Source organism: Flavobacterium sp. CR10 (assembly GCF_055814415.1).
The window spans coordinates 865,950-892,309 of record NZ_CP185985.1 but is presented as its reverse complement, the minus strand read 5'-3'; the positions used below and the strand labels follow the sequence as shown (position 1 = coordinate 892,309).

The following is a 26,360-nucleotide window of genomic DNA, read 5'->3' as shown; positions in this document are numbered from 1 at the left end:
GTGTTTGCATTCGAAATATATTTAAAAATGATTATAAGTTTTAATTCCAAGTTTGGTTTGTAATTGTTGACTTAACAAACCACGTTGTAAGATAAAACATAAAAATGAGAAATATATTTCAGGATAAAAATTTAAAATAGCTTTTTAGAGTATAAAATAGACAGAAAGTATATTTTAGGTTCTATTTCCGTCTGATTTTTTGAAAAAAAATAGATGAAAATTATATTTAAAGAAAAAAACCTATTTTGCTTTGAAGGAAAAATAGGGTTTTTACTATGGGGGTTTTATCAATCAATATATCCTAACTTTTTGCAAGCAGATAAAAAATCCTGTCGAAATGCAGTTGCATTAAATCCATCAAGTTTTTTTTGCTTATTGACTAAAACTTGAGTCGATTCATATAATAACTCAAATATATATGAGCAAATTGATGTTTCAGATGAAAGCTTTCTTAGCTTTTCAAAATCTGGTTTAACACTATAATGACCTACGTTGTAGGAGTATAATTCGGTATGAGATTCTGGATTATCAACTCTTTTTTGAAAACGAAAATGCCAAGAATCCCTACTTTTTAAATGACTTTCAACTAATTCTAAATCAATCCAAAGATGTTCCAAAATGCCGCTATAATCTCTGTGTAATTCCTCTTCAAGATTAGAGAAATGATCTTCAATGGCATCCGCAACTTTCTCGGTGCTTGAATCCAAAATGTTTGCGTGAAATACTACCTTTAGAGGTGTTCCAACAGTTCTTAAACGGCTTTTAGGAAAATCTCTAATTATTCCACTACTAAAGACTCCGTAGGTAGTAAAATGGATAATTTTTGTGCATGATTTATTCATTACACCAATTTCTTTTTTATGCAACATTTTGCCGATTTCTTCGACAACAATTGATTTTGAAACCAATGAACTTTTATTTGATGAAATAAAGAGATAAACTTCATCTTCTTCAAAAGTTTTATTAATTGTTTCGTTAACTATTTCGGAATTAAAATCTTGATTAATTCCACAATAAAACCATTTTACTTCACCATCGTTTTGAGCCAATTTGCCATTTTCATCCAACCAATTTGCCTTAAAAAACTTGCTGTTAAATAATCTAAATAATTGTTTTGAATCCATTTAAAATTAAAGTTTATGTTTTTGATTATCTCCTGCTAGCGCGAGCATCTTGCTCATGAACGGTTTCTAAATCAATAATCTCAATTTTATAAAACTTGTGTTCTCATGCTCGCTTGAGTAGAGAAACCGAATTATCCTTTACAATCATTTTTCAAATCAGAAATAAATAAATCAAAAGATCGAGACACAAATACAAGTTCTTTTTCATCCATTAACCAAAGAAATATTGAATTATAATCTTCTTTTTTTAAAGATAATAGAAAACAATTCCCTCCATAATCATATGCAAATGGAATCATTTGACTTAATTTATTGAAATCTTCAATTAAATCTGTATAAAGCTTTTCAATAGGAAGATCTCCATATTTTATTGAATTAAATCCACCTAAGATAAAACGGTTTTGATTTTCTTCTGTATAATGACCTCCATTATTTAAAAGATAAAATTCTTTAAATGAATTGGGTAAGGAACAATTAAAAAGTTTTTCAAATTCACTAATTTCTTTTATAGTTAGTTTTTGTTCAGATTCTTCAAGAATTAATTTCATGATTTTTTTGATAGGGTTCTAATTTTTTCTTTTCAAAAGAAATGCAAAATTAATTTCGAAAAAAATTAAAAACGACCTCAATAAGTCATAAAACAAACAGAATAAGATTTTTATTTAGAGAAGAATAGAATGTTTTTTGCAGAGAATTTTGGATAAGTTATTTTTATAAATCCAGTCATTTTTTATTTAACAACCCTTTACAACTAATCTATAAATAGCCAAATAAAAAAAATACTATCTTTACCGATCAAACGTTTATGAACTTAAGCTGCGTTTTGGCAGCACTACATATATAATTATGGCATGTACAAGTTGTTCAACCTCAGATGGTGGCGCACCAAAAGGTTGTAAAAATAATGGGACTTGCGGCACCGATAGCTGCAATAAATTGACGGTTTTTGACTGGCTTTCTAACATGAGTCCGTCTAATGGAGAGGCGATTTTTGATTGTGTTGAGGTTCGTTTTAAAAACGGACGCAAGGAATTTTTTAGAAATTCAGAGAAATTAACTTTAAGTATTGGCGATATTGTAGCAACTGTTGCTTCGCCAGGACATGATATTGGAATTGTGACCCTTACAGGAGAATTGGTAAAGATTCAAATGAAGAAAAAGGGAGTGAATTATGAAAGTAATGATGTTCCAAAAATTTATAGAAAAGCATCTCAAAAAGACATTGACATCTGGTCTGTAGCTCGTGATCGTGAAGAACCAATGAAAGTTCGTGCACGTGAATTGGCGATTCAGCACAAATTGGAAATGAAAATTTCGGATATCGAATTTCAAGGAGACGGATCAAAAGCGACTTTTTACTACACAGCAAATGATCGTGTCGATTTTAGAATGCTGATTAAAGATTTTGCTAAAGAATTCAGCACTAGAGTAGAAATGAAACAAGTGGGTTTCCGTCAGGAAGCGGCTCGTTTGGGTGGAGTTGGTTCTTGCGGACGTGAACTTTGCTGTTCGACTTGGTTAACAGATTTCAGAAGTGTAAATACTTCTGCAGCACGCTATCAGCAATTATCATTAAATCCGCAGAAATTAGCAGGGCAATGTGGAAAATTAAAATGCTGTCTAAACTATGAATTAGACACTTACATGGACGCATTAAAAGATTTTCCTGATTATGACACAAAATTAATCACTGAAAAAGGAGATGCTGTTTGCCAAAAACAAGATATTTTTAAAGGATTAATGTGGTTTGCTTACACAAATAATTTCGCAAACTGGCACGTTTTAAAAATTGATCAGGTAAAAGAAATTATTGCAGAAAACAAACTGAAAAACAAAGTCTCTTCTTTAGAAGATTTTGCTGTTGAGGTTACCTCAGAACCAGAAAAAGACTTCAATAATGCAATGGGGCAAGAGAGCTTGACTCGTTTTGACCAGCCAAAAAGAAAGAAAAAACCAAATCGCAAGCGTAAACAAAACGCTGAACCAGCTGGCGTTGCAACTCCAGTAAAACCACAGCAGGAAAAAAATGCCAATAACGCTAAACTAGCAGGAAATAATAATCCGAATAATGGAAACGCGAACAATGGCAATGGAAATAAGCCAAACAATCCGAATAAGAATAAGAAGAAGCATAATTCGAATAAAAATAATCCGAATAAGCAGAATTCTAACGAAAATAAACCTGCTGAACCTAGAAAACCAATAACGAATACTAAAAATGAGAATAAAAAATAGCGGAATTCTTCTGTTGGCAGCGATACTTCTTTTTTCGTGCGACAAAAAAAGAGTATTCGATGAGTATAAATCTGTCGGAAGTGCTTGGCACAAAGACAGTATTATAACCTTTGATTTGCCGGTTTTAGATTCTACAAAAAGATACAATGCTTTTGTAAACATACGAGATAACAACAATTATCCGTTTAATAATTTGTTTTTGATTGTTTCAATTGAAATGCCAAACGGGTTTACAAAAGTGGATACCTTAGAATACCAAATGGCTGAGCCTGACGGAACATTACTTGGAAACGGATTTTCAGATATAAAAGAAAGTAAACTGTATTATAAAGAAGATGTAAAGTTTAGAGGAAAATACAAAGTTCACATCAAACAAGCTGTTAGACAATCGGGTAAAATTCCTGGTGTTGAAGCTTTACAAGGAATTACAGACGTTGGTTTTAGAATAGAACAAAAAGATTAGATAAATAGTTATGGCTGCTAAAAAAAACAATCAATCAAATAAGGATATTAATTACTATAAAAAGAAATTCTGGAGAGTTTTTGCATACTCTCTTTTAGGAGTTTTGGCCTTCTTTTTATTTGCCTCTTGGGGTTTATTTGGCTCTATGCCTTCGTTTGAAGATTTAGAAAATCCAGATTCTAATCTTGCAACAGAGATTATTTCTTCTGACGGAGTGGTGTTAGGTAAATATTTCAAAACCAACAGATCTCAGCTTAAATATTCAGATTTGCCAAAAAATCTGGTTGAAGCGCTTGTTGCCACTGAAGATGCACGTTTCTACGAACATTCGGGAATTGACGGACGTGGAACTTTAAGAGCTGTTTTTAGTTTAGGAACAAATGGAGGTGCGAGTACCTTAACACAACAGCTTGCAAAACAGTTGTTTCATGGTGAAGGATCTAAGTTTTTGCCTTTTAGAATTGTACAAAAAATAAAGGAATGGATTATCGCCATTCGTTTGGAAAGACAATATACAAAGAATGAAATCTTAGCGATGTACTGCAACGTTTATGATTTCGGAAATTATTCTGTTGGAGTTAGTTCTGCAGCGCAAACTTATTTTTCTAAAGATCCAAAAGATTTGACCATAGACGAATCGGCTATTTTGGTTGGAATGTTCAAAAACTCAGGACTGTACAATCCTGTTCGTAATCCACAAGGAGTAAAAAACCGTCGTAATGTGGTTTTATCTCAAATGGCAAAAGCAAAAATGATTTCAGAAGCTGAAAAAGAAAGACTTCAAGCATTGCCAATTACGTTGAAATTTAAACTGGAAAGCCACCGTGAGGGTATAGCGACTTATTTTAGAGAGTATCTTCGTGATTACATGAAGAAATGGGTTGCAGAAAATAAAAAACCAGACGGATCGGATTACGATATTTACAAAGACGGACTTAAAATCTACACAACGATAGATTCTAGAATGCAAACTTATGCTGAAGAAGCGGTTGCAGCTCACATGCAAAACCTTCAACAGCAGTTTTTCATTGATCAAAAAAACAATAAAAACGCTCCTTTCGTAAATATCACGCAAGCTGAGACAGACAGAATTATGATGCAGGCGATGAAGAATTCTGTTCGATGGGCACAAATGAAAGAAATGGACAAAAGCGAAGATGATATCATTGCTTCATTCAAAGTAAAAACAAAAATGCGTGTCTTTACTTGGAAAGGAGAAAGAGATACAGTAATGACGCCATTAGATTCTATTCGTTATTACAAGCACTTTTTGCAATCTGGTTTAATGTCAATGGAACCTCAGACAGGAGCAATTAAAGCTTGGGTTGGAGGAATCAATTACAAATATTTCCAATACGATCACGTAGGGCAAGGAGCAAGACAAGTTGGTTCTACTTTCAAGCCTTTCGTTTATGCAACTGCAATCGAGGAACTGAATATGTCTCCTTGCGATTCTATTTTGGACGGACCGTTTATGATTCACAAAGGTCGTCACCACGTTACAGAAGATTGGGAGCCAAGAAACTCTGATTATAGATACAGAGGAATGGTGACTTTAAAACAAGCTTTGGCGGCTTCTATCAATACAGTTTCTGCTAAATTAATTGACAGAACAAGTCCAGAAGCGGTTGTAGAATTAACTAAAAAATTAGGAGTTAAAACAGAAATTCCGGTTCAGCCTTCAATCGCATTAGGTGCAGTTGATATTACGGTTGAAGATATGGTTGCGGCATATAGCACATTTGCAAACCAAGGAGTTTATGTAAAACCACAGTTTTTAAGCAGAATTGAGAACAAAAGTGGTGAGGTTATTTACGAACCAATTCCGGAGTCTCATGACGTTTTAAATAAAGATATTGCTTTTGCAGTAATTAAATTGCTTCAAGGGGTAACAGAAAGTGGCTCAGGTGTACGTTTACGTACGCAAGGCGGAGGAAGTGGAGACAACCGTTGGACAGGTTACCCATATATGTTTACAAACCCAATTGCAGGTAAAACAGGAACAACGCAAAATCAATCTGATGGTTGGTTTATGGGAATGGTTCCAAACTTAGTAACTGGAGTTTGGGTTGGATGTGAAGATCGTTCAGCACGTTTCAAAAGTTTGACTTACGGACAAGGAGCTACTGCAGCTTTACCAGTTTGGGGTTATTATATGAAAAAGTGTTACGCCGATAAAGATCTTCAGATTTCAAAATCTGAATTTGAACGTCCAGCAAACCTTTCAATAAAAGTAGATTGCTATCAAAGGCCAGCTGTCGTAAAAGATACTACACAAACCGAACAAAACACCGATGAGTTTGAATTGTAACAAAGTTGCAATAAGATTTATCTAACTATTTCAATCCCTTTACAATTCTTTTTAGAAGATTAGTAAAGGGATTTTTATTTTGGTTTTATTTTTACGAAATCGTTATAATTCAATCTAAAAATCTTATTTTTATCAAAAATATTCAGCAATAAAGATAGTTTGTTATGATAACAAAAAAAGTAAATAGCGTTCAGGAAGCTATTGAAGGAATTGAAAATGGCATGACCATCATGTTTGGCGGTTTCGGATTATGCGGTATTCCTGAAAATACAATTGCAGCATTGGTAAACACATCGATTTCAGATTTAACTTGTATTTCTAATAATGCAGGAGTTGATGATTTTGGTTTGGGATTATTGCTTCAGAAAAAGCAGATCAAAAAAATGATTTCTTCTTATGTGGGAGAAAATGCAGAATTTGAGCGTCAGATGCTTTCTGGGGAATTAGAGGTTGAATTAACCCCACAAGGAACTCTTGCAGAACGTTGTCGTGCGGCTCAAGCCGGGATTCCGGCATTCTTTACACCCGCAGGCTACGGAACTGAAGTGGCAGAAGGAAAAGAGGCTCGCGAATTCAACGGAAAAATGCACATTATGGAAGAAGCTTTCAAAGCCGATTTTGCTATTGTGAAGGCTTGGAAAGGCGATGAAGCGGGAAATCTGATTTTCAAAGGAACAGCAAGAAACTTCAATGCTTGTATGGCGGGCGCAGGGAAAATTACAATTGCAGAAGTCGAAGAATTGGTTCCTGTTGGTTCTTTAGATCCAAATCAAATTCATATTCCGGGAATTATGGTACAGCGTATCTTTCAGGGAGAAAAATTTGAGAAGAGAATTGAACAACGAACTGTAAGAGCTAGAAATTAGATAATTGAGATAATTTGTCAATTAGAAAATTCAAGCAAATTATCTAATGATCAAATTGACTAATTAACACATTAGAGATATGTTAACAAAAGAAGATATAGCAAAACGAATTGCTAAAGAAGTAAAAGACCGATACTTCGTTAATTTAGGAATTGGAATTCCGACCTTAGTAGCAAATTATGTTCGAGAAGATATTGCGGTAGAATTTCAAAGTGAAAATGGGGTTCTTGGAATGGGACCTTTTCCGTTTGAAGGAGAAGAAGATGCAGATATTATCAATGCAGGAAAACAAACCATCACAACGCTTCCGGGTGCAAGTTTTTTTGATTCGGCTTTCAGTTTTGGAATGATCAGAAGCCAGAAAGTAGATTTGACAATTCTTGGAGCTATGGAAGTTTCTGAAAACGGAGATATTGCTAACTGGAAGATTCCAGGGAAAATGGTAAAAGGAGTGGGAGGCGCAATGGATTTGGTGGCTTCCGCCGAAAATATCATCGTGGCCATGATGCACGTTAACAAAGCAGGAGAGTCAAAAATCTTGAAACGATGCACTTTGCCATTAACAGGTGTAGGATGCGTTAAAAAGGTTGTAACGGAGCTTGCGGTTCTCGAAGTAACTGAAAAAGGTTTTAAGCTCTTAGAACGAGCGCCAGGCGTCTCCGTCGAGCACATCATCGCTTCAACCGAAGCTGATTTGATCATTGAAGGCGAAATTCCTGAGATGTCTATTTAGGAGAAATTGCCACAAAGGCACAAAGACTCAAAGTAAATTTTTTAAAGCAAAAAAAAGAAAACCGCCCAATAAGGCGGTTTTATCTTTTAAAAAACTTTGTGACTTAGTGCCTTTGTGGCAAAAAAACTATAAGTTGAAAGAAGCTCCTAAACTAAAAGTAGCTTGATTATTCAAATGATAAAAAGGATCATTATTTGAACCGTATTTTGCAATTGGGAACCCGATTTCTGTGAAAACACCAAATCCGTCAGTAAAGAAATAACGACCACCAACATGTCCGCCGAAATTATGTAAACCTAAGCTTAATCCAGGGTAAACGTCCAATTCTTTTACACCAATTACACTAGATAAGTTAGCATTGATTCTTGCTTTTGCATCAAAACGATCAGAGAAATCTGGTTCAGCATCGTGATAAGGATTTGTGCTGCCATGGTAGAAACCATTAAAATTATCAAATCCTAGGATATAGTTAGCAACAAAACCAAAAGAGAAATTTTCTCCTAAACCAAAATCAACAGAACCTTGAATTCCAGAACCACCATCTTGTAAATTAGCTCCTACGTTTACTTTAATATCTCCCTTTCCTTTGAAAGCTTCTTGAGCATTAACAAATCCGAATGTCACTAAGAACAAAAGTGTAATAACCTTTTTCATAAAAATTTAAGATTAATTATTGTGGCGCAAATGTAATTTTTAAATAAATTAATTCCTACCTTTTTCGTTAAAATAGAGTTCGTTTAATGGTTCACTTTGCCAATATTCCTTTGTGTCGACATCTAAAATCGTAAGCGGACCTCTAAATGCAGCGCCTGTATCTACGTTCCAAACACAAGCTTTATTTACAGGAACTGTTTCGCCGATTCGGGTAACAGGTGTGTGGCCAATATAAACTTCCTTGTAAACGGTAAATCTTTTAGGATAGTGTAAGTCGTCTTCTTTTAATTTTGGGTCTAATGAAAGAGCTGTTTCCCAAAGTGTTCTGTCCCAATAAAATAGTTTTGAAAAATATTCCCATTTTACACCATTCAAATTGGTAAAACCAGCATGAACAAACAAACGGTTCTGATCATCAAGATAATAATCCTGAAGATTTTCTAGAAATTCGATATGAGCTCTTTTTTTCTCCGCAGAAATTTTAGCGTAGCCTTCAACTGTAGCTTTTCCGCCATGCTTGTACCACATTTCCTCATCAAAATCATCGTGTCTTTCTTCCAACCAGTCCAAAGCAAGCTGGTCATGGTTTCCTCTTATGCAGATGATGTTTTGTTTGCTTTTTAAATCAATCAAATAGTCAATTACTTCAACAGACTGACTCCAGCCGTCAACATAATCGCCCAAAAAAATGAGGGTATCTTCAGTAGTAACTTTGGCTCTTGACAAAACTTGTTCAAGTGCAAGTAATCCGCCATGAATGTCACCTATAACAAATGTTCGCATTATTTAATTTTTCGAGTAGAAGAACAAAAATAGAAAGAATAATTGGTTTGGACTCATCGAATTCGCATTCTTTAAAAATTGATATGATTTATAACTATTTACAGCGTTTTTTTATTGTTTTTCCTTTTTAAATTTGCAATATGTCTGAAACACCAACATATCGTAAAATTATTCACATTGATATGGATGCCTTTTATGCATCGGTAGAGCAGATGGACAATCCAGAGTTAAGAGGAAAGCCAGTTGCAGTTGGCGGTTCAGAGAATCGGGGCGTGGTTTCGGCGGCAAGTTATGAAGCTAGAAAGTTTGGCGTTCGAAGTGCCATCAGTGGAGTTTTAGCCAAAAAATACTGTCCGGAAATTATCTTCGTCAGACCAAGATTTGACCGCTATAAAGAGATTTCATCCAAAATTCATAAAATCTTTCATGAATACACCGATTTAGTTGAGCCACTTTCGCTTGACGAAGCTTATTTGGATGTGACCAAAAACAAAAAAGGAAACCCTAGCGCAAGTCTTCTCGCACAGGAAATCAGAACAAGAATTTTTAATGAAGTTGGGTTGACGGCATCAGCAGGTATTTCAGTCAATAAATTTGTTGCCAAAATTGCCAGTGATTACAATAAGCCAAACGGGCAAAAAACCGTAAATCCGGATGAAGTCGAAGCTTTTCTGGAAGATCTTCCAATCCGTAAATTTTATGGAGTCGGAAAAGTCACGACAGAAAAAATGTATCAACTAGGAATTTTTACAGGAACAGATTTGAAAAGCAAGTCTTTGGATTTTTTAGAGAAACATTTCGGTAAATCGGGGGCTTTTTATTACCATGTTGTTCGAGGTATTCATAATAGCGAAGTTAAATCTTCTCGAATCGCTAAATCTGTCGCGGCAGAACATACTTTTGATGTGAATTTGTCTTCTGAGATTTTTATGATGGAACAATTGGAACGAATTGCAGGTTCATTAGAAAAACGTCTCAAGCGATATAATGTTTCAGGAAAAACAATTACGCTCAAGATTAAATACAGCGATTTTTCGCAGCAGACAAGAAGCAAAACACTACCTTATTTTATTTCTGATAAAAGTCTGATTATGGAAAATGTTGAAGAATTACTGTATCAGGAGAAAATGAAAGATTCGGTCAGGCTGCTTGGAATTTCGTTAAGTAACTTGAATACAGAGGTTAAGAAGGCAGTTGTTGTGCAGTTGAAATTTACATTTTGACGATATTTTTTAATCGTATATTAAGATTCAGCACTTCTCATAACAAAATTTTTCTGCTATCTTTGAGGGAAAAGATCCATTCATCTTCTGAATTGTTTTAGTATGAAAAATAAAAATTCTGATGATCTAGTGCAGCGAAATTCAGTTCCAATCTTATCTTGGGATTTTCATTATGAATATCTAAATGAGCTAAAAGCCTTAAGCAGTGACTTGGAGAGAGTCAGTAAGATTTCAGATGAATTTGTCTGGGATGAGAAAAAGCTCAATATTCGAGAAAGAATTAAACAAGAAGTGGTTTTGGTGACTGATTTAAATCTGAGAATAGTTTTCGCTTCAAGCGGAATAAAAAGAATGACGGGTTACAAAGAGGAAGAAGTTTTGGGCAGGACGCCAAAGATGTTTCAAGGTCCGGCAACTTCCCAAAAAGATTTAAAAGAAATAAGGGAAGCGGTAAAAAAACAGATTCCTTTCGCAAAAACCCTAGAAAACTATAGAAAAAACGGACAGACTTATAAATGCAAAATAGAGGCTTCGCCAGTGTATAACTTAAAAGGCGAAATATCACATTTTATAGCTTTTGAAAAACAAGATTTAAGCGCTTAATTGGCCACGAAGGCTCAAAGACGCAAAGATGTTTTGAAAAAGAAGAAAAAATAAAGCCACCAATAGGTGGCTTTTATTATAAAAAAACTTTGTGTCTTAGTGTCTTTGTGGCAGAACACTTTTACAAGTTTGCAAAGAAATCATTTCCTTTATCATCCGTAATAATGAATGCAGGGAAATCTTTAACCGTGATTTTACGAACAGCCTCCATTCCTAACTCTTCAAAATCAACAACTTCAACTTTTAAGATGTTGTCTTGCGCCAGAATAGCAGCAGGACCTCCGATAGAACCTAAGTAGAATCCGCCGTATTTGTTGCAGGCATCGGTTACTTGTTTAGTTCGGTTTCCTTTTGCAAGCATAATCATACTTCCGCCATTTTTTTGGAATTCATCCACATAAACGTCCATACGGCCAGCAGTTGTCGGCCCGAAACTTCCTGAAGCCATTCCCTCTGGGGTTTTTGCGGGACCAGCATAATATACTGGGTGATTTTTGAAATAATCAGGCATTGGTTTTCCAGCGTCTAGCAATTCTTTGATTTTTGCGTGAGCAATATCTCTAGCAACAATTACAGTTCCGTTTAATTTTAGACGAGTTTTAACTGGATATTGAGACAATTTAGCCAAAATATCTGCCATTGGCTGATCTAAATCAATTTCTACAGGCGCTTCTAAATGCGGAGCTGTTTCTGGTAAAAATTGTTTTGGATTTGTTTCCAATTGCTCAACAAAGATTCCATCTTTAGTGATTTTTCCTTTAATATTTCTATCAGCAGAACAAGAAACCCCTAATCCAACCGGACAAGAAGCCGCGTGACGAGGCAAACGGATTACACGTACGTCGTGAGTGAAATATTTTCCGCCAAACTGCGCTCCAATCGCACTTTCTTGACAGATTTTCTGTACTCTTTCTTCCCATTCAAGATCACGGAAAGCTTGGCCAGCCATGTTTCCAGATGTTGGAAGATTGTCATAATATCCTGCAGAAGCCTTTTTAACAGCGCTTAAGTTAGCTTCAGCAGAAGTTCCGCCAATTACCAAAGCCAAGTGGTATGGAGGACAAGCCGAAGTTCCTAAATCTTTGATTTTTGTGCGAATGAATTCGTCCATCGATTTTTCATTCAACAAAGATTTTGTCTGTTGGTATAAATACGTTTTGTTTGCAGATCCTCCACCTTTTGCCATAAACAAAAAGTCGTAAGAAGTTCCCTTTTTAGCATAAATATCAATTTGAGCCGGAAGATTTGATCCTGAATTTTTTTCTTCAAACATCGAAATCGGAACGATCTGCGAATAACGTAAATTTCTTTTTTGATAGGTATTGAAAATACCGCGGCTTAACCATTCTGCATCATCAACACCAGTAAAAATGCTTTCGCCTTTTTTGGCCATTACAATCGCAGTTCCCGTATCCTGGCAGCTTGGCAACTTACCTTCAGCAGCTACAGATGCATTTTGCAATAAATTGTAAGCCACAAATCGGTCATTGTCTGTAGCTTCTGGATCGTCTAGAATTTTTCTTAATTTTTGCAAATGAGATGTTCTCAGCATAAACGAAACATCAGTCAAAGCTTCTTCTGCCAATAACTCTAAACCTTTTGGGTCAACAGTTAAAACTTCACGTTCTCCAAATTTTTCAACTTTTACAAAATCAGAAGTGATTTTGCGGTACTGCGTATCATCTTTTAAGATCGGATAAGGATCTTGGTATATAAAATCAATCATTGTTTTGTTTTTTTACAAATTTAGAAATTATTTACCTAAGAAAGAATTTGAATAAGAACTCTTGAGCAGTTTTATGATTTTTATTCTACGCTATTAAATTGATCAAACGTCATCTTTTTTTCGAAGTAAGGTTTGTCTTTCGCAGACAGTAACATCTTTTTCCATTTGTTGTCTGTTAATTCAAAAGATATTGAATCTGAGTGAGAAAGGATTCCCATGTCAAGGTTCTCATCTTCATCCGCAGGCACAAATGCAACGGTTTTGCAATAAAATGATTTCGGGTCAGAATTGGTGGAAGGGTTCACTATTTCAACCCAGCTTCCCCAACCGCTGTCAGACATTGTGCTCCATTGGTGAACCAACTGTAAGTCTTTACTTTTTAGGTAGTATAAATAGTTTTCATGCGAATAGCCACAGGCAGGATAACCCACAGAAATTTGTATAAATGGAGAATTTTTAGAAGTTTCAGAGGTAAGTCCATAAGACGCTATCCATTCAGAACCTTTTTCAAAGCCTTTTATTGCGATTTTTGAAGACGCGGTTTTGGTTTTATTCTGATAAAAATCTAATCGATATTTTACGGTAACAATACTGTCTTTGTCTGCCTGCTGGTCTACCAAATGCGCCAGAATGTAATCTGTAGACGATTCTGTTCCGTCGGTATAAATGGCTACAGTATCGGTCTTAATGATTTTTTCATCATTTGTAACCTCCAATATTTCTTGCGGTTCTATGATTTCTGCAATTTGAGTTGCTTCTGTAGTTTTTGTTTTTTGGCATCCGACTAAAACAAGCAGGAAGAAAAGAGTGTGGATTTTCATAATTATAATTCAAAAGTGATTTTATTCAACAGATAGAACTAAAAGTTTCTTTTTTTGATAAAGTTCTGCCAATGAGATTTTTTCGCCATTAAGATAAAAAAGCTGATCTTCATACTTAACTTCGTTAGGATCTATTAAAAAGCAATAATTATCTCTGTCATTTAGAACGCTAAGGTTGTCCTGATTCAATTCCACAATTTCAACATAATTGATAATATTGAGTTTATGTGCTTCTTCAATAGTTACCGGAGTGCTTTCGTCATATCTAAAAAAGAATTTTTCGCCACCTCCAGGCATTCCAAACCAAGGCATGGCCTTTCCTGAAACCAGCGAGATGTAATCTGGCACCTCGTTAATCACAAATAATTTTTGTTCCATAGTTTCAAAAAAACCTGGAAGTGATTTGTTTTCAAAAGCTTCCTTTTCTTTCCAAAAGTAGAGTCCTTGATTTTGCCACGACGGATCCTGAAGATCTTTTACAGTAGTAGAATCAGAGTAGTGCATAAATAATTCGCGAGGCATAAAGGCAAGAAGCGAATCATTAATAAGCCAGTCAATTTTATTAGAATCGACTTTGCTTTGCGCAGATTCAGCTTTTTCTGTAGGTTGTGCTTCTGCTACGCATTCGATTTTTTCGGGACTTTTAGAGCCCTTCTTTTTACTTAAAAACCATTTAAACATATTTGGGGGAATATTTAATTGTTTTATTCTTAGAAGGCTCTAAAATATAAAATTCTAAGAGGTTTTTACAAAAAAAGAAAAAATAATGTAAGATAATGCGTCTAATTCATGTCGGTATCTTGTATTAAAACTTTAATAAAAAAGCCTTTATCTATTGTTATAAAGGCTTTTGTAAAAATAATTTTATATTTTTTTGACGCTTATTAGAAAAACCAAGTGGCTACAAAAATTGCTGTAATAACACAGATTAAATCTACTAGAAGCATTGTGCCTAATGCGTAACGAGTGTTTTTGATATTTACAGAACCAAAATAAACCGCAATAACATAAAATGTACTTTCGGCACTGCATTGAAAAATACTGCTCAATCTAGCCGTTAACGAATCGGCTCCAAAAGTATTCATAGAATCAATTAAGAAGCCTCTTGAACCTGCAGAACTAAACGGACGAAGCATTGCAACTGGCAGTGCATTTGTAATTTCTTTGCTTACACCAAGATTCGAAAAGATAAATCCGATTGCGTCACTGATGATTTCAAATAAACCGCTGTTTCTAAAAAGTGAAATCGCAACTAACATTCCTAAAACGTATGGAAAAATCGTAACTCCCGTTTTAACTCCATTATTGGCGCCTACTACAAATGTGTCAAAAACGGTAGTGTCTGCTTCTCTGAATTTTTTTTCATGTCTGAAAGAAAAGATCAGTGTAAACACTATGATCGCCAATAAAATTAATCCAGAAAGGTTAGAAGTGAAATAGTTTTTTCCAATTAAATCTAAATGATTCACATACATCAATAAACCAACAATTGCAGCAATTAATCCCATTAAGCCAATTAAAAGCGAAGCACTTTTGAAATTGATTTTCTGTTTTACTCCGACAATTAAGAAAGCGGCAATGGTTCCGATAAACGATGTAATGATACATGGCAACATTACATCAGCAGGATTGCTGGCATTTGCAGCGGCACGATAACCGATAATTGAAGTTGCGATTAAGGTTAAACCAGACGCATGAAGACACATAAACATGATTTGTGCATCGCTGGCTTTATCTTTTTCAGGGTTTATTTCCTGTAAACTTTCCATTGCTTTTAATCCAAAAGGTGTTGCGGCCGAATCCAATCCCAAGAAATTGGCAGCAAAGTTTAAGGTCATGTAAGATATCGAAGGATGATTTTTAGGAATGCTTGGAAAAACTTTTACAAATACAGGACTCAAGGCTTTTGCCAAGTTTCCAGAAGCTCCAGAAACGATTAAAAGTTCCATTAATCCGCAGAAAAAGGCTAAATAGGCAATAAGAGGCAAAATTAAATCGACTAAAGTGCTTTTGCAAGTTGGTAGCAATCCGTCAGATTTTTGAAGACCGCTGTAAATTTTTACGGTTTTGTTTTTGTAAACATACGTTGTGTCGGCATTTAGCGTATCACGATTGACGATCATGGTTTGATCTGGAGCTTTTTGAATACTGTCTTTTAAGAAAGCCGGAAGTTCTTCAATGTATTTTTCAGAAACTAAAACAGGATCGTCTTTTTTTCCATTCAGAACAGAATCAATGGTATAAGTATTGGCCGTAAATAAACTGACAACAATAAAAAGAATCGAAGAAATAAAAATAACTAACCAAAATCTGCTTAATACCATAACTGTAATTTTTTGTAAATTTAAATAAATCAATCGCAATGACAATTACAAAAGTAAATTTGATTTTTCAAGATAGACTCAAGCGGGTTCGAATTTGTTTTTTGATTGTATGATGTAAAACAAAAGTAATATTTGATGAAGAGCCATTAAATAATATCCAAAAAGCAAATCATTTCTTGAGCTAACGAAAGAGATTGTCATTAAGAACAATGTTATGAAAATAAGAAAAATAGAAATTTTGATTTTATTAAATAAAAATAGTATTGAAGAAAAAATAAGTGAAAAATAAATAATAAGAATGAGGAAAGCTTCAGTTATATCACTAATATTCGGTGTTTTATTAGAGAATTCTGTGATGAAATTTATAAAGCTATTATGATAATACTCTTTTGAACTGAAGTCTTTGCCACAAGCAATTATAGTATCCTGATTATATGGAAGAAATAATGAAATGATTCCTAAGAATGAGAAAATAAGGACGATAGTTTTTTTATTCATTTAATAATTTTCGATTTTTTTTTAAACTTTAAAAATTAATTACTCAATCACAACTTTGGTTTCCAAATAGGTTTCAAAAGCTTTAATTCCTTCAAAAAGAATTTCTTTTTTTGAATTTTCAGTTTCATTAAAAAACTCGGTTTCAATTTTTACATGATCTTTTTTAATCGTTCGTTTCCAGATTCCGATTACTTTTCCATTTTCTAAAATGATGGGCTTAAAAATGCCATTATTGGTAAAAGTTTTGGACTGATGATCTCCAGAAAACGAAGCTTCGCGCGTTTTGTATGAAATTAAAATCTCGTCAAAAGCTGGCAGAAAATGTACGCTTTCACGAAAGCTATCTTTCATAGAACGGTTTTTAGAAAGCCAAAAAGTCTGATTTTCAATGGTAATAGAGTTTAATTGCAACTCAATTGCGTTAATTGCTTTTTGGCAAATTGTTGGCGCGAAACCAGACCACCATGAGAAATCAAGTAAAGTTGCTGGGCCGTGACTTTCAAAGTAGCGCAGAGCGAGTTTTGCTAATCCTTCTTCTTTAGTCAGTTTTGTTTTTGGTTTAGAAACTCTTTCTTCAAGCAAAGCATACGTAATTTGTTTGCCTTTCATTCTTCCATTACAAACCAAACCATCCAATTCTGCATTCATCATAATGGCTGCACCTAGAAAATCTTCTTTCGATGTCTTTTTGATATTAAGCTCCTGCATAATTTCATCGCGAGTCAAATGATTGTTTCCTGATAGTAGCTTTTCAATAGTAGTATTAATCTGAATCAACTTTTTTTCATCCACTCCAAATTTTTTAGCGCCAGAAATAGCAAGTTTTTTTATTTGCGGGGCAGAGAGATCAAGCATCCAATAAATATCATCAGCCGAAACAAAATGCCAAGTTGGACGAAGAATATGGGTTCTAATAATTTTTCCAGAATTAACTGCTTCTTCGATTTCTTTTTCAGAGGCATTGCAACGAGAACCAATCGCCCATTTTGCCATGGCATAATCCTGAGCCTGCATAGCGCCAAAATGATGTACAATTTCCTGAGGAGAACATTGATTTTCCTGGTAAAGCTTCTGAGAAGCCATGCGATGATGTGAAATTTCGGAATGAATCATTTTTTTAAACCATATAAGTTATTTGAGTTCATTTAAACAGCGTAGCTAAAAAACCCAGCATCTCAGAACCTTAGAATCTTAGCAACTTTAAAGTTACACATGAATTATTTCATCATCAATCAGTAAATCTTCTCGGCGTAAACGTAAGAAAATCTGAGCTACAGCAATCGTATCTTTTTCGCAATAGGTAATAATTCGGTCAATGTCCTTTTCGACATAATAAACGTGAGCAACTTGACTTCCGTCGATATCGCCTTTTGGCGATGGCACACCAAGAATCTTCGTCAATAGTTTTAAAGATGTATAATGCTTATAATCTCCAAACTTCCATAATTCTAAAGTGTCTAAATGCGGAACTTCCCAAGGTTTTTTGCCAAATAAATTCAGTTTATCAGGAATTGGCATTTGATTGATAATCATTCTGCGGGCAATAAACGGAATATCAAATTCTTTCGAATTATGTCCGCAAAGCAAATGCTGAGGCTGATTAAAATGATTGTTGATCAGATTCGAAAAGTCTTTCAAGATCTTTTTCTCTTCACCAAAAAAAGAAGTCACTCTAAAATTGCGAACATCTCCTTTGATCGTAAAAAAGCCTACCGAAATGCAAATTATCTTTCCGAATTCTGCCCAGATTCCGGCACGTTCGTAAAATTCTTCTGGAGTAAACTCATCTTTTCGCTGATATTGCGTTTTCAAATCCCAAAGCGACTGCATTTCCGCGTCAAGCGAATTGAAGTTTTCTTCTTCAGGAACAGTTTCTATATCGAGAAAGAGAATGTTATTAAGGTTTATCTTTTCAATCATATTTTTGTTGCGGTTTTTGCCACTAATTTCACGAATTGCACTAATTCTTTGCCGATATAAATGTACACAAATTTGGTTTTTTATGGATCATGAAATATGCAACCTGATGAATTTTCTTATTTAAACATCGAAATGCAAAAATAAAGAAAATTAAAGGGGAGAAAAATTAGTGAGAATTCGTGAAATTAGTGGCAAATACTAAAACAAGCTTTGCTGTGCAGACGGGCTTTCGTGTTCTAAAAGCCATTTTTTACGGGATAATCCGCCAGCGTAACCGGTCAAAGATCCATTTGTTCCAATAACGCGGTGACAAGGCACAACAATCCAAAGTGGATTTTTACCATTTGCCGAAGCTACAGCTCGAATTGCTTTTACATCTCCCAGTTTTTTTGTTTGATCCATGTAACTTACCGTTTTTCCGTATGGAATTTCAAGAAGAGATTTCCAGACTTTCTGTTGAAATTCGGTTCCTTGCGGATTCAGTTTTAAGTCAAAATCGGTTCTTTTGCCTTCAAAATATTCATTTAACTGCAAAACGGCTTCTTTTAAAACTTCTGGAATTTCCTTAGAAACTTCATTTGTTCCAACATCAGACACCGAAATTACCGCAATACCTTTTTCATCTCCAATAATTTTGGTGATTCCTAGAGGCGAATTGATGAAAACTGTTTCCATAGTTTTTAACCGCAAAGGCGCAAAGATTTATCGCGAAGTTCGCAAAGTTTTTTTAATAATTCTCCAGCTTGAATTGATAGTTTAGACTGTTTTCAATCTTTTTACTTGAAATGGCCTTTTTAATATTCGATTTTTCAGAGCTAAAATTTGGTAAAGGCAAATTCATTTGGGCAGCTTTTAGAGTATAATATTCCTCTCTCGTTGGATGAAAAGGTGCAGCGGCATTAAAAACCTCGTTCCATTTGGATTTATTTATGATGGCTTCAATAATGCCGATGCAATCGTTTCTGTGAATTAAATTTATTGGAGCATCTGGATTTTCGATATTTTCTTTTCCAGCTAAAAACTTAACAGGATGGCGATCTTCACCAATTAATCCAGCGAAACGAAGAATAGTAGTTTCAAAGTTTTGATTTTCTTGCAGCAATTTTTCAGCTAAAAGTAATTGCTTCCCACTCTCGGTGTCTGGATTTGGAATGGTTTCTTCTGTTACAAGACCATTATCATCGCCGTAAACAGAAGTTGAACTTACAAAAAGCACTTTCTGAATCTTTGATTTTTCTATAAACGGAATTAGGTTTTTGATTTTTTCGACAAAAGCTTTCTTCTCAGAACTTGGATCTACTGTTCTCAGTTTTGGCGGAATATCTATGATTAAGATTTCGCTTTCGGCTAAAAAAGAATTAATGTTCTCGGAAATTCCACCGCTTTCAAAGTTTCCTTCGACTTCGCTCAGGATGACAAGAAACGGATTTATTCCTGCATCTTTTAAGATTGGAAGTTTGTTCTCCGAAGTTGTTGATCCGTTTAGCGAATTTCCTTTTGCAATTAATGCTTTCGCTAAAGGAAGTCCTAACCAACCACAGCCAAGTATACTAATTTTTGTCATTTTTTCTTTTTAAGATGCAAAGTTACAAAGTTGCAGAGTTGCAAAGTTTTTTTCACGCAGATTTAAAATGATTTAAGAAGATCTTGCAGATAATCATTTCAAATTGAATCTGCTCAATCTGCCAAATCTGCGTGAAACAAAAAAAGATTTACAAAGTTAATGTAAATCGGACTTTGTCTTTTCCTTTTGCGCCCATTCTGTTATAGAATTTAATGGCTCTTGTATTGAATTCGGGTGTTTGCCATTGAATATTAACGCAATTGTTTTGGGTTCCGATTTCTTTTAATTTTTCGATTAAAATTTCACCAATTCCAAAACCTCTTGTTTCTTCTTCCAAAAATAAACAGTCCATGTAGAGAAATGTTTGTGCGTTCCAAGTAGAAAAATCAAAAGTATAGGATGCATAACCCACAATAGTTTCTTCTGTGGTAACAACCAAACAGAATAGTTTAGGATTTTGGCTAAATAAAGCGTTTTTCAAACCTTCTTCTTTTCCTTCAGGAGAGAATTCAGCCTTTTCAAATTCGGCATGCTTTTGTAGCAAAACAATGAGTTTGGGTAAATCTGCTATTTCGCAGTTTCTTATTGAATATTCCATTGTAAGTTGATTTCGTTTTGTAAAAAGCTGATGAAGTGATGAAAGTAATTGGGATAATTTTCATTGGCACGCGTTGCAATGAAGTGTTTTCGTTTCAAACCACTCTTTCCAATTTTTACTGCTTTAATCGGATTGTTTTTTAAATGTGGCTGCAGTGCCCATTTTGCCATAGACATTACGCCCATATCGGCTTTTACCATTTCTAGAGAAGCTTCTGTTAAAGGCATCGGAGTTATTTTCTTCGGACTTACTTTGGCTGGAGCCAAAAGAAACTGATGAATGGTAACGGTTTCTAGCGGAAGAGAATGAATAATCAGATGTTCGTTGATGAAATCTTCTGCAACTACGTATTTTTTGTCCGCCCAAGAATGATTTTCGGAAACTACCATTACCATTTCGTCCTGAAAAAGCTCGGTGTATTTTATATGATTGTCTTTAATTGTATCGCTTACAATTGCGATATCAATAGTATTTTCTAATAATTTCTGCAGCGGAATGTGCGTTGCTTCGGCTACAATTTTTAATTCTACATTGGGATATAAAAGATGAAACTGTTTTAAAACGGACGGAAGCCAGTGATAACTCGAAAAACATTCGGTACTAATTCTGATTTCGCCAGATTCGCCAAAAACCATTTGTTTGATCTGAGTTTCAGTTTCAGCAAGTTTAGTAAGGATTTCATTGGCCACATCATAGACTTTTTCGCCTGCTTTTGTGAGAACTAATTTTTTGTTGACTCTCAAAAAAATAGCAGTACCCAATTGATATTCGGCTTCTTTGAGCTGATGGCTTAAAGCCGATTGTGTCAAATGAAGTTTATCGATCGCTTTCGTAATGCTTCCTTCTTCTACGATTGCTTTTATCAATTTTAAGTGGCGTATTTCCATTTTTGAAGAATTAATACACAAAGAAACAAAATTTTAAACTGGCTTTTGTATGAAAAAAAGTAATGCTGTTGATGAAATCTTTTCGTTTTTATGGCATGAAATCATCTTCTACTTTTGGAAAACAAAATCAATAAAACACAATTAAAATGGAAGCACAAATTAAACATTATGAAAACAAGTTAGCTTATGAAATGGATCCATCCGATTTATTTGAAGCTTTAAACAATGGCGAAAAAATTATTGTAATTGATGCTAGAAGAGCTTTTGGTTACGATGAAGAACATATTCCGAATGCGATTAATATTCCGCATCGCGAAATGAGTGAAGAAACGACCAAACATTTAGACAAAGAAGTGTTGTATGTAACGTATTGTACAGGAATTGGCTGTAACGCTTCTACAAAAGGTGCTTTGAATATGACAAAACTTGGATTTAAAGTAAAAGAATTAATCGGAGGTCTAGAATGGTGGAAGATTGACGGATATGCAACCGAAGGCACAAAAGGCGAAAAACAAGGTTTGAAAATTGAATGCGCATGCTAAAAAAGTAAAAAAGGCAGACTTTAGAATTAGGTCTGCCTTTTATTTAAGGTTTATTACAGCTTCAAAATATTGTACAAACATTTGTTGCCATAGCATTAATTTTTTTAAGGTTGCGGCTGTGTAACGGCTTTGATACTGTCTTTTGGAACAGCTAAACTATCTGCTGGAACGACGGGCTCAATCGGTTTTACTGGTGGTGTGTATCTTTTGATTTTCTGCTGAATCATAACTGCATCATTCAATACAAATGGAGTTGGCATCATCCAATTTTCCCTTGGCTTAACATTTAATAACGGATTGCTCATTAAATCGAAAGAACTTTCAATTAAATCCATATCAAAAACAGCCGATTTGTTGATGTAGAACTCCATTTCAAGCGGTTCGTTGCCTACAACATAATAACATAATATTTTTGAACCTTCACGTTCAAGACGATTGGTTTTTTCTCCTGAAGTAGCAACTCCATTTGCCTTAAAGTTGTAAAAAGTCATTTTTGGATTGGCAAAAATGTCATAACGATTTACTTTTCTGTTTGGAGTAATCTTAATTTTCAAGTATCTATTATTTCCAATGACGCTGTCTCTTAAAAATTGAATTGTAGGTTTTGGAACGTCAACTACAGGTGCAATTGCGCTGTAAGTAAATGTTGTATTGTACTTGCTTGTTAGCGGAAGCGTATTTAAACCAACTGCTTTTTGGCTTTTCTCGCCTAAATATGATTTCGTCCATTCATCCAAATTGGTATCATAAGTTGTCCAAACCGCAGAATTGTTGTCGGCATTATAAACATACAATAAACTGTTTGATTTGGCTTTTCCAGGTTCATATCCTGAATGATATCCGGCGTAAGCGAAAAATGCGATAGAAGTAAGGAAGAAAACCACAATCCAAGCGCCTTTTTTAGCAAAAGCTCCAAATATTGGCAGTAACAATCCGAATAGCAAAACGGTTAAGATTGCGCTTCCAAATAAAATTTTTAGACCTAAACCAATTGGAAACATTACAATAAAAGGAGCAACTATAGCCAGAGCTGGAATAGAGAATATTAAATTCATTCCTAAACTGTAATGTTGTGTAAAAACAAATATTCCGAATAGCAATATTCCGAAATAAACTGGAATAATTAAAAAGCCAGCTCCCGTTAGGCTGTTCGCTAAAAATGCATTAATGATAATCCAAAGCAGTAAAGGAGCCACAAAATGGTTCATTGTGGTTTTGGCTTCGGAGAAATGGTGGTAGAATGCAAAACAAATGGCAATGCTTAATGTAACAAAAGCGCCTATATAAGCATGTCCGTTATATGTAAATCCGTTTAGAAGATCAGAATACTGCGGATAAATCTCTAGAATTAGTTTCCATCCTAAAAATGTGACCAATCCAGCAATTATAATCGACCCTAAAAGCGGAACAAAACCTTTGAATATTTCTGTGAAAGTGATGATTCTTTTTACTTTTCCAACAAAAATGAATAAGACCAATAATCCAAGAGCAATCAGTGTCATTGGCATTACCCATGTAAACGGATAGCTAATGAAGGTAAAAGGAGCACTGAAATAAACATTATCTTCAGTAGATTCTGTCTGGTTTAAGTCAATGTTTGTTAAGTATTTCAACAAAGGCATGATGTAAGTGCCTTGATGTGCTAACGTAGTTTTGTTTAAATGCTGAATATCATCTTGCTGCGTGTGATAGTTGAAATGCCCATCGATAAAAGCAAAATTGAATCCCTGAATATTTCCTTGTTCTCTAAAAACGGTTAGATCAGTATCATTTGGAAGCATTTTGTAAATGCTGTACATCAGAGAATTTGAAACAGGATGAGAAGGTTTTGCTTTAGTAAATTCCTCAACCAAGGTTTGATTTCCTTTGTTGGTTTCCATCAGCATGTAGCTCGGTCCAGAAGTTCCTCTTGCTTCAAAGTTTAAAACCAAACCAACGTCTTTTGCCCAAGGATGTTTGTTTACGAATAAAGCTGCACCGTTTAATCCTAATTCTTCTGCATCAGAAAATAATATGATAATATCGTTTTTTTGAGGATGTTTGGAGTATAAAAAGGCGCGAACACCTTCTAAAATTGTTGCGACACCAGAAGCATCGTCGCTTGCGCCTTTTGAGAAGGAATGTGGCGCACTGTCATAATGAGAAAGAAGTAAAAGCGCTTTTGTATTGTTTGTTCCTTTAATGCGGGCCAAAATATTTTTTGACTTTACCAAAAGGCCTTTATCATTTAGAGTAAAACCTTCCTGAACACTCGTTTCTAATCCGATTCTGTTTAATTCTAGTTTAAGATAATTAGCAACAAGTTCGTGATTGGTCGATCCCACATAGTGTGGTTTTTGTGCTATAATTTCGACTTGATTTAAGGCTCTTTCAGTCGAAAATTCAGCAAGAGCTTCGTCGTCTTTAGAGATTCCTTGCGGCATCATCGTGGCGTATATAATGCCAAGTAAAGCTAAAACGCAGACTATGGCTAGAATTGAGGTGGGGTTTTTTCTCATGGTAAATTAAACTAACTATATTTCTTTTTTAACAAGCATAAAATAATCATTGTCCAAGGAACGATAACCTTGGTCATACAAGAAATAATATGTATTTCCTGTCTTGGTCTGCAGAATGTTTGTAAAGAACTCAAAATCAAATCCTTTGGTCAATAATTTGTCTCGAGAAGCTTTAGATTTTCCATCTACATTTAACTCTGCCAAAATACGGTAATTTTTGCGTAACTTGTTGTTTATATTTCGCATGAAATTCGTGCTATCTTTATTTATTTTGTTATTGTAGGCATTGCGACAGCTGTCAGAGCAGAATTTTTTGTCTTCTCGGCCGAAAATTTTAGCTGAGCATTCGAGGCATGTTTTCATGAATTCAATTTTTTAATTTCGTAAAGGTCAGATCTTCTGTCTTTTAACGTTTTAACGCTACCATGTTCGTGAAGTTCTTTCAATAAGTTCAAATCGACATCGACAATTAAAGTCATTTCTGTGTTTGGTGTTGCTTCTGCTTTGATTCCGTTACTTGGGAAAGCAAAATCGGATGGCGTAAATACAGATGATTGTGCATATTGAATATCCATATTGTTTACTTTCGGAAGATTTCCAACGCAACCTGCTATGGCTACATAACACTCATTTTCGATGGCGCGCGCTTGCGAACAATGTTTTACACGAGTATAACCATTTTGTGTATCGGTCAAAAACGGCACAAACAAAATATCCATTCCTTCATCTGCCAAAAGTCTAGAAAGTTCTGGAAACTCAACATCATAACAGATTAGAATTCCGATCTTACCGCAATCGGTATCAAAGGTTTTAAATTGAGATCCGCCTTTCATCCCCCAGTGTATAACTTCGTTTGGCGTGATATGGATTTTGGTATACATTTCTGAAGTTCCGTCTCTTTTACATAAGAAACCAACATTGTAAAGATTTCCGCCTTCGACATAAGGCATACTTCCAGTAATAATGTTGATGTTGTATGAAATGGCAAATTCTTGGAAGCGCTTACGAATTGGATCGGTGTGGCGTGCCAATTCGCGAATAGCTTCTGCTTCAGATAAATGATTATAATCGGCCATTAAAGGCGCAGTAAACAATTCTGGAAACAAGGCAAAATCAGAACCATAACCCGAAACCGCATCAATAAAAAATTCAGCTTGCTCAAAAAGTGCTTCGACATTATTCAACGGCCGCATCTGCCACTGAATTAATCCTAAACGAATAATTTCTTTCTTAACATTAATTAGTTTCGGACTGTCATCATAGTAAATATTGTTCCATTCCAGCAAAACCGCAAACTCTTTTGATTCTTCGTCTCCTTCCAAATAATTTTTAAGGATTCGTAAAACGTGGAAATCATTGCTCAGCTGAAAAGAAAGAACCGGATCGTACAGTTCTTTGGTGCGTACTTTTTCTATATACGCTTTTGGAGACAGTTTTTTAGCGTGTTCTCTATAGTTCGGAATTCTTCCTGCAAAAACAATTGCTTTTAAATTCAGCTGTTCGCAAAGTTCTTTTCTGGCATCATATAATCGGCGCCCCAAACGCAAGCCTCTATAATTTGGGTGAATAAAAACATCTATTCCGTATAAAATTTCCGCATTCGGATTGTGAGTAGAGAAGGTATAGTTTCCACTAATTTGCTGATAGTTATGTCTTTTTTCTACCAACTTTTCATCAACAATGAGAGATAGAGCAGAGCCTACTACTTTTCCGTCAACCAAAATCACCAGCTGTCCTTCCGGAAAAATAGAAAGAAGTCTTTCTATGTCGTCAGATCCCCAATACGAATCGGCCATTTCTGGATACGATTCAATCATTGATTTCTTTAATTGTCTATAGTCCTCAATTTCAAGGTTTCTTAGCTCTACTTTTTTAATTTTTGCCTGCATATCGTAAGATTTATCTCAAATATACAAAAAACAAATTCCATTTACAAACGCTTACAAATAGTTACAGTCGATAGTAAATAGTTAATAACCGACTGTCA

The 26,360-nt window shown here is 34.9% G+C and carries 25 protein-coding genes; 8 read left to right on the top strand and 17 right to left on the bottom strand.

Translation table 11 applies throughout. From position 1 onward, the window contains the following. Positions 1 to 287: 287 nt before the first annotated feature. On the bottom strand, positions 288 to 1,124 hold the full coding sequence (locus ACNRYB_RS04145; RefSeq protein ID WP_473729319.1) for a hypothetical protein: 837 nt from the start codon (positions 1,122 to 1,124) through the stop codon (positions 288 to 290). Positions 1,125 to 1,255: 131 nt separating this feature from the next. Continuing rightward, complete coding sequence (locus tag ACNRYB_RS04140; RefSeq protein ID WP_129747823.1) at positions 1,256 to 1,672, bottom strand: SMI1/KNR4 family protein; 417 nt, start codon at positions 1,670 to 1,672, stop codon at positions 1,256 to 1,258. A gap of 298 nt (positions 1,673 to 1,970) precedes the next feature. On the opposite strand from ACNRYB_RS04140, the gene ACNRYB_RS04135 reads away from it, so the two are divergent. The 5 genes from ACNRYB_RS04135 (at position 1,971) to ACNRYB_RS04115 (ending at position 7,732) form a co-directional block, all read left to right on the top strand. Continuing rightward, complete coding sequence (locus ACNRYB_RS04135) at positions 1,971 to 3,359, top strand: PSP1 domain-containing protein (RefSeq protein WP_473729318.1); 1,389 nt, start codon at positions 1,971 to 1,973, stop codon at positions 3,357 to 3,359. Then, complete coding sequence (locus tag ACNRYB_RS04130) at positions 3,343 to 3,822, top strand: gliding motility lipoprotein GldH (RefSeq protein ID WP_111368181.1); 480 nt, start codon at positions 3,343 to 3,345, stop codon at positions 3,820 to 3,822. The genes ACNRYB_RS04135 and ACNRYB_RS04130 overlap by 17 nt, the downstream gene beginning before the upstream one ends. Before the next feature lie 10 nt (positions 3,823 to 3,832). Further along, positions 3,833 to 6,133: a penicillin-binding protein 1A gene (locus tag ACNRYB_RS04125; protein WP_129747827.1), complete on the top strand. Its 2,301-nt coding sequence runs from the start codon at positions 3,833 to 3,835 to the stop codon at positions 6,131 to 6,133. Positions 6,134 to 6,297: 164 nt separating this feature from the next. Next, positions 6,298 to 6,999, top strand: coding sequence for a CoA transferase subunit A (locus ACNRYB_RS04120; RefSeq protein WP_129747828.1), 702 nt, complete (start codon positions 6,298 to 6,300; stop codon positions 6,997 to 6,999). A gap of 79 nt (positions 7,000 to 7,078) precedes the next feature. Next, the gene (locus tag ACNRYB_RS04115) at positions 7,079 to 7,732 is read left to right on the top strand and encodes a CoA transferase subunit B (RefSeq protein WP_473729317.1); all 654 of its coding nucleotides are present in this window, start codon (positions 7,079 to 7,081) and stop codon (positions 7,730 to 7,732) included. A 126-nt stretch (positions 7,733 to 7,858) separates the two neighbouring features. On the opposite strand, the gene ACNRYB_RS04110 is transcribed toward ACNRYB_RS04115, so the two are convergent. Both ACNRYB_RS04110 and ACNRYB_RS04105 read right to left on the bottom strand, forming a co-directional pair. Next, positions 7,859 to 8,386 carry a DUF6646 family protein gene (locus tag ACNRYB_RS04110; protein ID WP_129747830.1) on the bottom strand — a complete coding sequence of 176 codons (528 nt, stop codon included), beginning with the start codon at positions 8,384 to 8,386 and terminating at the stop codon, positions 7,859 to 7,861. Between the two features lie 48 nt (positions 8,387 to 8,434). After that, the gene (locus ACNRYB_RS04105; RefSeq protein ID WP_129747831.1) at positions 8,435 to 9,169 is read right to left on the bottom strand and encodes a metallophosphoesterase family protein; all 735 of its coding nucleotides are present in this window, start codon (positions 9,167 to 9,169) and stop codon (positions 8,435 to 8,437) included. A 140-nt stretch (positions 9,170 to 9,309) separates the two neighbouring features. Here ACNRYB_RS04105 and dinB point away from each other — a divergent pair, with 140 nt between their 5' ends. Both dinB and ACNRYB_RS04095 read left to right on the top strand, forming a co-directional pair. After that, a complete protein-coding gene (gene dinB / locus ACNRYB_RS04100; protein WP_129747832.1) occupies positions 9,310 to 10,392 on the top strand; it encodes a DNA polymerase IV in 1,083 nt (360 codons plus the stop codon). Between the two features lie 102 nt (positions 10,393 to 10,494). After that, positions 10,495 to 10,995 carry a PAS domain-containing protein gene (locus ACNRYB_RS04095; protein WP_129747833.1) on the top strand — a complete coding sequence of 167 codons (501 nt, stop codon included), beginning with the start codon at positions 10,495 to 10,497 and terminating at the stop codon, positions 10,993 to 10,995. Positions 10,996 to 11,116: 121 nt separating this feature from the next. Here ACNRYB_RS04095 and ACNRYB_RS04090 read toward each other — a convergent pair whose 3' ends face one another. The 10 genes from ACNRYB_RS04090 to ACNRYB_RS04045 form a co-directional block, all read right to left on the bottom strand. Next, entirely contained in the window at positions 11,117 to 12,721 is a 1,605-nt protein-coding gene (locus tag ACNRYB_RS04090) for a fumarate hydratase (protein ID WP_129747834.1), read from the bottom strand. An 80-nt stretch (positions 12,722 to 12,801) separates the two neighbouring features. Beyond that, positions 12,802 to 13,542, bottom strand: coding sequence for a hypothetical protein (locus tag ACNRYB_RS04085; protein WP_129747835.1), 741 nt, complete (start codon positions 13,540 to 13,542; stop codon positions 12,802 to 12,804). 21 nt (positions 13,543 to 13,563) lie between these two features. Continuing rightward, positions 13,564 to 14,223, bottom strand: a complete 660-nt coding sequence (locus ACNRYB_RS04080; RefSeq protein WP_129747836.1) for a hypothetical protein — start codon at positions 14,221 to 14,223, stop codon at positions 13,564 to 13,566. A 203-nt stretch (positions 14,224 to 14,426) separates the two neighbouring features. Continuing rightward, positions 14,427 to 15,866, bottom strand: a complete 1,440-nt coding sequence (locus tag ACNRYB_RS04075) for a nucleoside recognition domain-containing protein (RefSeq protein WP_473729316.1) — start codon at positions 15,864 to 15,866, stop codon at positions 14,427 to 14,429. A 537-nt stretch (positions 15,867 to 16,403) separates the two neighbouring features. Continuing rightward, positions 16,404 to 17,477: a winged helix DNA-binding domain-containing protein gene (locus tag ACNRYB_RS04070; RefSeq protein ID WP_473729315.1), complete on the bottom strand. Its 1,074-nt coding sequence runs from the start codon at positions 17,475 to 17,477 to the stop codon at positions 16,404 to 16,406. A 93-nt stretch (positions 17,478 to 17,570) separates the two neighbouring features. Next, a complete protein-coding gene (locus tag ACNRYB_RS04065) occupies positions 17,571 to 18,284 on the bottom strand; it encodes a 3'-5' exonuclease (protein WP_473729314.1) in 714 nt (237 codons plus the stop codon). A gap of 198 nt (positions 18,285 to 18,482) precedes the next feature. Further along, positions 18,483 to 18,959, bottom strand: coding sequence for a methylated-DNA--[protein]-cysteine S-methyltransferase (locus ACNRYB_RS04060; protein WP_473729313.1), 477 nt, complete (start codon positions 18,957 to 18,959; stop codon positions 18,483 to 18,485). A 52-nt stretch (positions 18,960 to 19,011) separates the two neighbouring features. Then, positions 19,012 to 19,848 carry an SDR family oxidoreductase gene (locus tag ACNRYB_RS04055; protein ID WP_473729312.1) on the bottom strand — a complete coding sequence of 279 codons (837 nt, stop codon included), beginning with the start codon at positions 19,846 to 19,848 and terminating at the stop codon, positions 19,012 to 19,014. Positions 19,849 to 19,996: 148 nt separating this feature from the next. Next, positions 19,997 to 20,446, bottom strand: a complete 450-nt coding sequence (locus tag ACNRYB_RS04050; RefSeq protein ID WP_473729311.1) for a GNAT family N-acetyltransferase — start codon at positions 20,444 to 20,446, stop codon at positions 19,997 to 19,999. Next, positions 20,431 to 21,333 (bottom strand): LysR family transcriptional regulator, encoded by a 903-nt coding sequence (locus tag ACNRYB_RS04045; protein WP_473729310.1) that lies wholly within the window; start codon positions 21,331 to 21,333, stop codon positions 20,431 to 20,433. Before ACNRYB_RS04045 ends, ACNRYB_RS04050 begins: the two co-directional genes overlap by 16 nt. A gap of 146 nt (positions 21,334 to 21,479) precedes the next feature. On the opposite strand from ACNRYB_RS04045, the gene ACNRYB_RS04040 reads away from it, so the two are divergent. After that, a complete protein-coding gene (locus ACNRYB_RS04040; protein ID WP_473729309.1) occupies positions 21,480 to 21,875 on the top strand; it encodes a rhodanese-like domain-containing protein in 396 nt (131 codons plus the stop codon). Between the two features lie 104 nt (positions 21,876 to 21,979). On the opposite strand, the gene ACNRYB_RS04035 is transcribed toward ACNRYB_RS04040, so the two are convergent. Genes ACNRYB_RS04035 through ACNRYB_RS04025 form a run of 3 tightly spaced genes read right to left on the bottom strand, consistent with a single transcriptional unit; the run spans position 21,980 to position 26,262 of the window. Beyond that, positions 21,980 to 24,373, bottom strand: coding sequence for a M28 family peptidase (locus tag ACNRYB_RS04035; RefSeq protein WP_473729308.1), 2,394 nt, complete (start codon positions 24,371 to 24,373; stop codon positions 21,980 to 21,982). A gap of 15 nt (positions 24,374 to 24,388) precedes the next feature. Next, entirely contained in the window at positions 24,389 to 24,736 is a 348-nt protein-coding gene (locus ACNRYB_RS04030; protein ID WP_008465546.1) for a hypothetical protein, read from the bottom strand. Further along, positions 24,733 to 26,262, bottom strand: coding sequence for a bifunctional GNAT family N-acetyltransferase/carbon-nitrogen hydrolase family protein (locus ACNRYB_RS04025; protein WP_129747846.1), 1,530 nt, complete (start codon positions 26,260 to 26,262; stop codon positions 24,733 to 24,735). Before ACNRYB_RS04025 ends, ACNRYB_RS04030 begins: the two co-directional genes overlap by 4 nt. Positions 26,263 to 26,360 lie beyond the last annotated feature (98 nt).

What these genes read in the sequence shown, in the direction of transcription:
- ACNRYB_RS04145 (WP_473729319.1), bottom strand. Translation starts at nt 1,124, where the DNA reads ATGGATTCAAAACAATTATTTAGATTATTTAACAGCAAGTTTTTTAAG.
- ACNRYB_RS04140 (WP_129747823.1), bottom strand. Translation starts at nt 1,672, where the DNA reads ATGAAATTAATTCTTGAAGAATCTGAACAAAAACTAACTATAAAAGAA.
- ACNRYB_RS04135 (WP_473729318.1), top strand. Translation starts at nt 1,971, where the DNA reads ATGGCATGTACAAGTTGTTCAACCTCAGATGGTGGCGCACCAAAAGGT.
- ACNRYB_RS04130 (WP_111368181.1), top strand. Translation starts at nt 3,343, where the DNA reads ATGAGAATAAAAAATAGCGGAATTCTTCTGTTGGCAGCGATACTTCTT.
- ACNRYB_RS04125 (WP_129747827.1), top strand. Translation starts at nt 3,833, where the DNA reads ATGGCTGCTAAAAAAAACAATCAATCAAATAAGGATATTAATTACTAT.
- ACNRYB_RS04120 (WP_129747828.1), top strand. Translation starts at nt 6,298, where the DNA reads ATGATAACAAAAAAAGTAAATAGCGTTCAGGAAGCTATTGAAGGAATT.
- ACNRYB_RS04115 (WP_473729317.1), top strand. Translation starts at nt 7,079, where the DNA reads ATGTTAACAAAAGAAGATATAGCAAAACGAATTGCTAAAGAAGTAAAA.
- ACNRYB_RS04110 (WP_129747830.1), bottom strand. Translation starts at nt 8,386, where the DNA reads ATGAAAAAGGTTATTACACTTTTGTTCTTAGTGACATTCGGATTTGTT.
- ACNRYB_RS04105 (WP_129747831.1), bottom strand. Translation starts at nt 9,169, where the DNA reads ATGCGAACATTTGTTATAGGTGACATTCATGGCGGATTACTTGCACTT.
- dinB (WP_129747832.1), top strand. Translation starts at nt 9,310, where the DNA reads ATGTCTGAAACACCAACATATCGTAAAATTATTCACATTGATATGGAT.
- ACNRYB_RS04095 (WP_129747833.1), top strand. Translation starts at nt 10,495, where the DNA reads ATGAAAAATAAAAATTCTGATGATCTAGTGCAGCGAAATTCAGTTCCA.
- ACNRYB_RS04090 (WP_129747834.1), bottom strand. Translation starts at nt 12,721, where the DNA reads ATGATTGATTTTATATACCAAGATCCTTATCCGATCTTAAAAGATGAT.
- ACNRYB_RS04085 (WP_129747835.1), bottom strand. Translation starts at nt 13,542, where the DNA reads ATGAAAATCCACACTCTTTTCTTCCTGCTTGTTTTAGTCGGATGCCAA.
- ACNRYB_RS04080 (WP_129747836.1), bottom strand. Translation starts at nt 14,223, where the DNA reads ATGTTTAAATGGTTTTTAAGTAAAAAGAAGGGCTCTAAAAGTCCCGAA.
- ACNRYB_RS04075 (WP_473729316.1), bottom strand. Translation starts at nt 15,866, where the DNA reads ATGGTATTAAGCAGATTTTGGTTAGTTATTTTTATTTCTTCGATTCTT.
- ACNRYB_RS04070 (WP_473729315.1), bottom strand. Translation starts at nt 17,477, where the DNA reads ATGATTCATTCCGAAATTTCACATCATCGCATGGCTTCTCAGAAGCTT.
- ACNRYB_RS04065 (WP_473729314.1), bottom strand. Translation starts at nt 18,284, where the DNA reads ATGATTGAAAAGATAAACCTTAATAACATTCTCTTTCTCGATATAGAA.
- ACNRYB_RS04060 (WP_473729313.1), bottom strand. Translation starts at nt 18,959, where the DNA reads ATGGAAACAGTTTTCATCAATTCGCCTCTAGGAATCACCAAAATTATT.
- ACNRYB_RS04055 (WP_473729312.1), bottom strand. Translation starts at nt 19,848, where the DNA reads ATGACAAAAATTAGTATACTTGGCTGTGGTTGGTTAGGACTTCCTTTA.
- ACNRYB_RS04050 (WP_473729311.1), bottom strand. Translation starts at nt 20,446, where the DNA reads ATGGAATATTCAATAAGAAACTGCGAAATAGCAGATTTACCCAAACTC.
- ACNRYB_RS04045 (WP_473729310.1), bottom strand. Translation starts at nt 21,333, where the DNA reads ATGGAAATACGCCACTTAAAATTGATAAAAGCAATCGTAGAAGAAGGA.
- ACNRYB_RS04040 (WP_473729309.1), top strand. Translation starts at nt 21,480, where the DNA reads ATGGAAGCACAAATTAAACATTATGAAAACAAGTTAGCTTATGAAATG.
- ACNRYB_RS04035 (WP_473729308.1), bottom strand. Translation starts at nt 24,373, where the DNA reads ATGAGAAAAAACCCCACCTCAATTCTAGCCATAGTCTGCGTTTTAGCT.
- ACNRYB_RS04030 (WP_008465546.1), bottom strand. Translation starts at nt 24,736, where the DNA reads ATGAAAACATGCCTCGAATGCTCAGCTAAAATTTTCGGCCGAGAAGAC.
- ACNRYB_RS04025 (WP_129747846.1), bottom strand. Translation starts at nt 26,262, where the DNA reads ATGCAGGCAAAAATTAAAAAAGTAGAGCTAAGAAACCTTGAAATTGAG.